This is a genomic window from Patulibacter sp. NPDC049589, from assembly GCF_040675535.1.
Lineage (GTDB): Bacteria > Actinomycetota > Thermoleophilia > Solirubrobacterales > Solirubrobacteraceae > Patulibacter.
Genome location: NZ_JBFAPC010000232.1, coordinates 1 through 6,218, shown reverse-complemented (window position 1 = coordinate 6,218; position 6,218 = coordinate 1). Strand labels below are relative to the sequence as shown.

The following is a 6,218-nucleotide window of genomic DNA, read 5'->3' as shown; positions in this document are numbered from 1 at the left end:
CGTCGGTGCCGACGACGAGCGCCGGCATGATCGCGAGCGTCAGCGGCATCCGGATCTCGGTGGCGGTGCCCGCGCCGAGCTCCGAGGTCATCGTGCCGCCAGGCAGCGCGTGAGCTCGCCGCGGGCGTAGCGCGCGCCGTTGGACTGCTCCTTGCGGATCACGCGCGGGTCCGTGCGCTTGAGGCAGTCGTCGTACTGCCCGTCGTTGCGCGTCGTGTAGACGCAGTAGCGCGTGACCTCGTTGAGGCCGCCGCGCTCGCCGAGGACGGCGCGGTCGTCCGGCGGGCCGCTGGCCAGCGAGTTCAGCACGACCACGACGAGCACGACCACCGGCAGCGCCGCGAACAGCAGCAGCAGGATGAGACGCGCCTGCGAGCGGCCCTTGGCGATCTCGCTCGCGCCGCGCGGCCGGTCGTAGCGGTCGCGCAGGTGCGGGGCGAGCGGCGGCAGGTCCGCGTCGTCGGGGGCGTCCGCCGCGCCGGGCGTCGTGGCCGGGTCGGTCGCGGCGTCCGCGCCGGCCGCCGGCGGCGTCCCGTCGGCGGTCGCACCGGCCTCGGGCCCCGCCGTCTCCTCCGGCTCCTGCGTCCCGTCGGTCATCAGCGGCGCCTCCAGCGCGGGGCCGTCGTCTCCGGCGGCAGGAAGATCTCGACCGGGCCCAGTGGCTCGGCGGTGACGTCGCCGAGGTCGAGGACCTCGCCGTCGACGTTCCACAGCAGGTCGGGGTCGACGTCGACCCGGATGCTGTGGCCCTGGAAGAAGCGCATCCCGCCGCGGTTGCCGCCCTTGCGCATGCCCCAGACACGGCGGATCAGGGTCAGGCGCGACTTGGACTCGACGACGAAGAGCTCCATCTCCGAGGTCTCGGGGTCGGAGTCCGGCAGCTGGACGATCCCGCCGAAGCTGCCCGACGCGGCGACCAGCGCCTGCCAGACGTCGCCCTCGTAGACCTGCTCGCCGTCCACGCTGACCCGGCAGTGGACCTGCTTGCCCTTCGCACCGGCGATCACGGCGCCGATCGCGTAGGCGACGGGCCCGAGCTTCGACTTGAACGGCGCGGCCTCGCGCGCCGCGTTGACGGCCAGGCCGATCGAGGCGACGTTCACGAACGGGTGGCCGTCGAGCGTCGCGCCCCAGACGGTGCGGTGCCGGGCGTCGGAGTCCTTGGCGACGTCCAGCGCGGCGTCGAAGTCCGCCGGCACGCCGATCGCCCGGGCGAAGTCGTTGGCGGTGCCGGCCGGGAGGATCGCCAGCGGTGCCCGGTGCTCCGCGCAGGCCGCGAAGACCGTGCCGATCGAGCCGTCGCCGCCGGCGACGACCACGCGGTCCGCGCCGGAGGCCGCCGCGGCGTCGGCGTCGCCGATCTCGAAGGTCTCGACGTCGTGCCCCGGGGCGCGCAGGCGCTCCGCGATCCCGTCGCTGTCGCGGCCGGCACCGGACTTGGGATTGACGACCAACGCCAGCTTCACGTGGTACATGGTGCCCGACGGCGGTCCGTGCGGCGCCGCGGCGGGGCGCCGGGACCGAGCCGACGCGGGGCGCCGCACGCCCGGGGCCACCCGGCCCGCCGTCCGCCGGGGCGGCGCACCGCGTGGGGACCGCCGGTACGGGCCGCGCCGCACGCGGCGCCCACGGGACGCCGCGATCCCCCGGCCCGTACCCTCGTGGGGTGTCGATCCTGACCCCCGACCCCCGGCTCCTCGGCGAGGCCGTCGACGCCCGGCGCAGCCTCCTGGCCCGCGCCCTGCGCGGCCGCACCGGCCGCGCGTTCGCCCGCATGGACCTCGCCGGGATGCGCGCGATCCGCTCGACCGCCCGTTCACAGCGCGCGACGACGGTCATCGTCCGCTTCTCGCGCTCGGGTGAGCACGGGGCCCTCTGGCTCGGGATCGGCGCGCTCGGCGCGACCATCGACCGCCGCCGCCGCGACGAGTGGCTGCTCGGCGTCGCCGCCGTCGGGGCCGCCTACGTCGCCAACACGAGCGTCAAGCAGGTCGCCCGCCGGCCGCGCCCGCAGCTGCGCGACCTGCCGCCGCTGATCCCGACCCCGACGCAGCTGAGCTTCCCCAGCTCGCACGCGGCGTCGTCCTTCGCCGCCGCCGCCGCGTACTCCGCGCTGCTGCCGAAGGCCCCGCTGTACGCCACCGCCACGGCGATGGCCGTGTCGCGCGTCCACCTGGGCGTGCACTACCCGACCGACATCGCGGTCGGCGGCGTCCTCGGCTGGACCGTCGGCGGGGGCGTCCGCGCCGTCGGCCACGGCGTCGCCGCGCGCCGCGACCGCCGCCGCGACGACGCCGACGCGTCCTCCACCGCCGCCGAGAAGGCCGCGACCGCCGCGTCCGTCGCCGCCGCCGCGACCGCGGGTGCCGCGGCCGCCACCACCGACACCACCGGAGCCGCCTGATGAAGATCGGCATCGTGGGCATGCCCAACGCGGGCAAGTCCTCCCTCTTCAACGCCCTGACGAAGTCCGGGGCCGAGGCCGCGAACTACCCGTTCACGACGATCGAGCCCAACGTGGCCGTCGTTCCCGTCGCGGACGACCGCCTCGTCCAGATCGCGGAGCAGATGGGCGCGTCGGAGATCGTCTTCGACCACATCGACTTCCACGACATCGCGGGCCTCGTCGCCGGCGCCCACAAGGGCGAGGGCCTGGGCAACAAGTTCCTGGCGAACATCCGCGAGACCGACGCGCTCGTCCACGTCGTCCGCGCCCACGACGACCAGAACATCATCCATCCCGACGGCTCGGTGAACCCCCTGCGGGACATCGAGACGATCGAGACCGAGCTCTTGATGGCGGACCTCGAGCAGGCCGAGCGCCGCATCGACCGCGTCACCAAGATGGCCCGCGGCGGCGACGCCGAGGCGAAGGCCGAGCTGGGCTGGCTCGAGCAGGTCGTCGTGGCGTTGAACGAGGGCAAGCCCGCCCGCATCGTCCCCGTGCCCGAGGACCACCCCAACGTCGTCCGGACGCTCTCGCCGCTGACCGCCAAGCCGGTCCTCTTCGTCGCCAACGTCGACGAGAACGACGCGTCCGGCGAGGTCCCGGCCGCGATCGCCGAGCACGCCGCCGCCATGGGCGCGGTCGCCGTCGCCGTCTCCTCGCGCCTGGAGGCCGAGCTGATCGAGATGGACGACGAGGAGGCCGCCGCGATGCGCGAGGACATGGGCTTCGCCGAGTCCGGCCTGCAGCGGATCGCCAAGGGCGCCTTCGAGCTGCTGGACCTGATCACGTTCTTCACCGTCGGCTCCGGCGTCCGCGGCCAGTCGTGGCACCTCAAGCGCGGCCTGACCGTCTGGCACGCCGCGGGCGAGATCCACACGGACATCCAGAAGGGCTTCGTCCGCGCGGACGTCGTCGGCTGGGACGAGCTGCTGGAGGCCGGCGGCTACTCGCAGGCCCGCGACAAGGGCACGCTGCGCACCGAGGGCCGCGACTACGTGATGCAGGACGGCGACGTCATCACGGTCAAGCACACGAACTAGGGGCCGACGGGGGCGCGCCGGCGGCGGCGCGGTCGTCGACTTCTGTACGTCCCAGGGACCGAACCCGATGCCGGGCCGACGGGGGCGGGCCGGCGGCGGCGCGGTCGTCGACTTCCGTACCTCCCAGGGACCGAACCCGATGCCGGGCCGACGGGGGCGGGCCGGCGGCGGCGCGGTCGTCGACTTCTTCACGTCCCAGGGACCGAACTCGATGCCGGGCCGACGGGGCGGGCGGGCGGGGGCGCAGCGGACGGCGGACGTCGACTTGGGTACCTCCCAGGTACCGAACCCGATGCCGGGGCCGACGGACCCGGCCGGCAGCGGCGCGGTCGTCGACTTCCGTACCCCCCCAGGGACCGAACTCGACGGGAACCGCGTCGACCGCCCGCCCGGTCGTGACACGATCGCCGGGATGCTCCACGAGGACCGCTCCCGCGCCGAGTCGTTCGGGGCGGACGCCACCGCGTACCACGCCGAGCGCCCGTCCTATCCCGCCGCGCTCGTCGACGCCCTGACCGACCCGCCGGTGCGCGACGTGCTCGACGTCGGCTGCGGGACGGGGATCGCGGCCGCACTCCTCACCGCCCGCGGCGCCCGGGTCACCGGGGTCGAGCCGGACGCGCGGATGGCGGCGGTCGCGCGGGAAGGCGGCCTCGACGTCGAGGTCGGGGCGTTCGAGACCTGGGACGCCGCCGGACGGACGTTCGACCTCGTCACGGCCGCCCAGGCCTGGCACTGGGTCGACGCGGCCGCCGGCTCGGCGCGGGCCGCGGAAGTGCTCCGACCGGGCGGACGGATCGGGCTGTTCTGGAACTTCGGCCGGCCGTCGACCGCCTCGGAGGGACGGTCGCCCTCGACTACGAGACGTGGCTGGTCACCGCGCGACAGCGGGGGTAGCGCACGACAGACTCCGCGTCGCCGTCCCTCGAGGCAGGACGCCGCCGAGGCAGGACGCTACTCCGCCCGCGCCCGGCACCCGCAGGGCCCGTCTCGCCCGCTCCGGCGCCGTCCGCAGAACGACCGCACGGATGCACGGCGGCACGTCTGGCCGCTCACCCCGCCGCCCCCGCCATCTCGCGCGCCAGCTCCGTCCGCGAGCGCAGGCCGAGCTTGCGGTAGATCTGCGACAGGTGGTGCTCGACCGTCTTGCGGGAGAGGAAGAGCTCGGCCGCGACCTCGGGGTTGGTGCGGCCCTCCGCCACCAGCAGCGCGACGCGGAGCTCGCGCGGGGTGAGCTCCTCGACCGCGGCCCCCGCGCCCACCGCGCCCGATCCGCCTGCGCCGACAGCACCGGCCGGCTCGAGGGCCCCGCCGGTCGCCCGCAGCTCGACGGCCGTCCGCGCGGCCCACGGGGTCGCGCCGGCGCGCTCGAAGACCTCCAGCGCCGCCCGCAGCGGCTCGCGCGCCAGCCGCCGCTGGCGTCCGCGTCGCAGCCGCTCGCCGAGCGCCAGCCGCAGCCGCGCGGCCTCCAGGCGGTCGCCGGCGGCCTCGAGGATGCCGATCGCGGTCTCGTGCTCCCCGACCGCGTCGGCGTCGGACGCCAGCAGCGCGCGGCCGCGGGCGACGGTGGCCGTCGTCCAGGGCGTCGGCGCCACCTCGGCGTGCCCCACCAGGACCGCGAGGTCCGCGGCCGCCTCCTCCGTCCGGCCCAGGCGGGCGAGGACCTCGATGCGGTCGCCCTGCCAGCGGATGACGTTCGGCTCCGTCTGGCCCGTCCGCGCGGCGGTGCGGGCGCAGCGGTCCAGGGCGGCGAGCGCCGGCTCCAGCCGCCCGAGGCAGAGCTCCAGCGCGCCCAGGGCGGCGTCGGCGATCAAGCCGGTCATGACGCTGCCGGTCTCGTCGGCGATGCGGTGGGCGAGCGCGACGTGCTCGCGGCACGCCGGCTCGCGGCCGAGCGCGGCCTCCGTCTGCGCCAGGATCGCCGCCGCCAGGCCGACGAGCACCGTCTGCCGCGTGTCCTGGCCGAGCGCGACGGCCTCGGCCCCGACCGCGAGCGCCGACGACGCGCGCCCGCGACGCAGGTCGAGCTGCCCGCGGACCGTCAGCGGGTAGACGAGCGCCGCGGCCGCCCCGCCGCGGCGGGCGATCGTCAGCTGCCGCTCGATCAGGTCGTCGGCGCGGTCCAGGCGGCCCGTCCAGACCGAGACGTGGGCCGGCGACGCCAGGACCTCGTAGCCCGGATCGGGCAGGTCGTCGCGATCGAGGACGTGGCCATGGCGCGCGATCCGGGCCTCGGCGTCGGCCGCGCGCCCGACGTTGACGTCGACCATCGCGCCGAGCAGCCCGGCCATCGCGGCCTCGACCGGGTGCTCCTCGCCGGCGAGCTCCTCCGCGCGGGCGACGACGGTGCCGAAGCGGTCGAAGCGCCCCGTGAACCAGAACGCCGGCCCGGCGCCGAGCAGCAGCAGCGCCGCGCGGCCGGGGTCGTCGGCGGCGATCCGGTCCGCGTGGGCCAGCAGCGGCTGGATCCCGGCCTCGAGCTCGCCCATCCGGCCCAGCGCGGTCGCGCGGATCCGCTCGAGGTCGACCCGGACGGCGGGCTCCGGCGTCCCGGTCAGCGCCCGCTCGGCGAGCAGCCGGCACTCGGGCAGGTCGCCGGCGGCCATCGAGAGCTCGGCGGCCAGCAGGGTCCGGCGGGCCGCGTCGGGGCCGCCCGGGGTCAGCGCGACCGCGCGGCGCAGCGCCCCGGCGGCGGCGGCGCCACGCTTGATGGTTCCGCTGTCGAGTTG

Annotated in this window: 5 protein-coding genes and 1 pseudogene; 3 read left to right on the top strand and 3 right to left on the bottom strand. The window is 76.4% G+C overall.

Annotated features, from left to right (window positions below; translation table 11 throughout):
- Nucleotides 1-87: 87 nt before the first annotated feature.
- Together AB0L40_RS25685 and AB0L40_RS25680 are read right to left on the bottom strand one after the other, a co-directional pair.
- Nucleotides 88-597 carry a hypothetical protein gene (locus AB0L40_RS25685; protein WP_364361305.1) on the bottom strand — a complete coding sequence of 170 codons (510 nt, stop codon included), beginning with the start codon at nucleotides 595-597 and terminating at the stop codon, nucleotides 88-90.
- Complete coding sequence (locus tag AB0L40_RS25680; RefSeq protein WP_364361303.1) at nucleotides 597-1,466, bottom strand: diacylglycerol kinase family protein; 870 nt, start codon at nucleotides 1,464-1,466, stop codon at nucleotides 597-599. The genes AB0L40_RS25685 and AB0L40_RS25680 overlap by 1 nt, the downstream gene beginning before the upstream one ends.
- Before the next feature lie 200 nt (nucleotides 1,467-1,666).
- On the opposite strand from AB0L40_RS25680, the gene AB0L40_RS25675 reads away from it, so the two are divergent.
- The 3 genes and pseudogenes from AB0L40_RS25675 to AB0L40_RS25665 form a co-directional block, all read left to right on the top strand.
- The gene (locus tag AB0L40_RS25675) at nucleotides 1,667-2,404 is read left to right on the top strand and encodes a phosphatase PAP2 family protein (protein ID WP_364361301.1); all 738 of its coding nucleotides are present in this window, start codon (nucleotides 1,667-1,669) and stop codon (nucleotides 2,402-2,404) included.
- Nucleotides 2,404-3,489, top strand: a complete 1,086-nt coding sequence (gene ychF, locus AB0L40_RS25670; RefSeq protein WP_364361299.1) for a redox-regulated ATPase YchF — start codon at nucleotides 2,404-2,406, stop codon at nucleotides 3,487-3,489. The genes AB0L40_RS25675 and ychF overlap by 1 nt, the downstream gene beginning before the upstream one ends.
- Nucleotides 3,490-3,556: 67 nt before the next feature.
- Nucleotides 3,557-4,276: pseudogene (locus tag AB0L40_RS25665) on the top strand (class I SAM-dependent methyltransferase); the annotation flags it as partial.
- Between the two features lie 265 nt (nucleotides 4,277-4,541).
- Here the strand turns inward: AB0L40_RS25665 and AB0L40_RS25660 are convergent.
- A partial coding sequence (locus AB0L40_RS25660; protein WP_364361297.1) for a LuxR C-terminal-related transcriptional regulator occupies nucleotides 4,542-6,218 on the bottom strand: 1,677 nt, incomplete at its 5' end.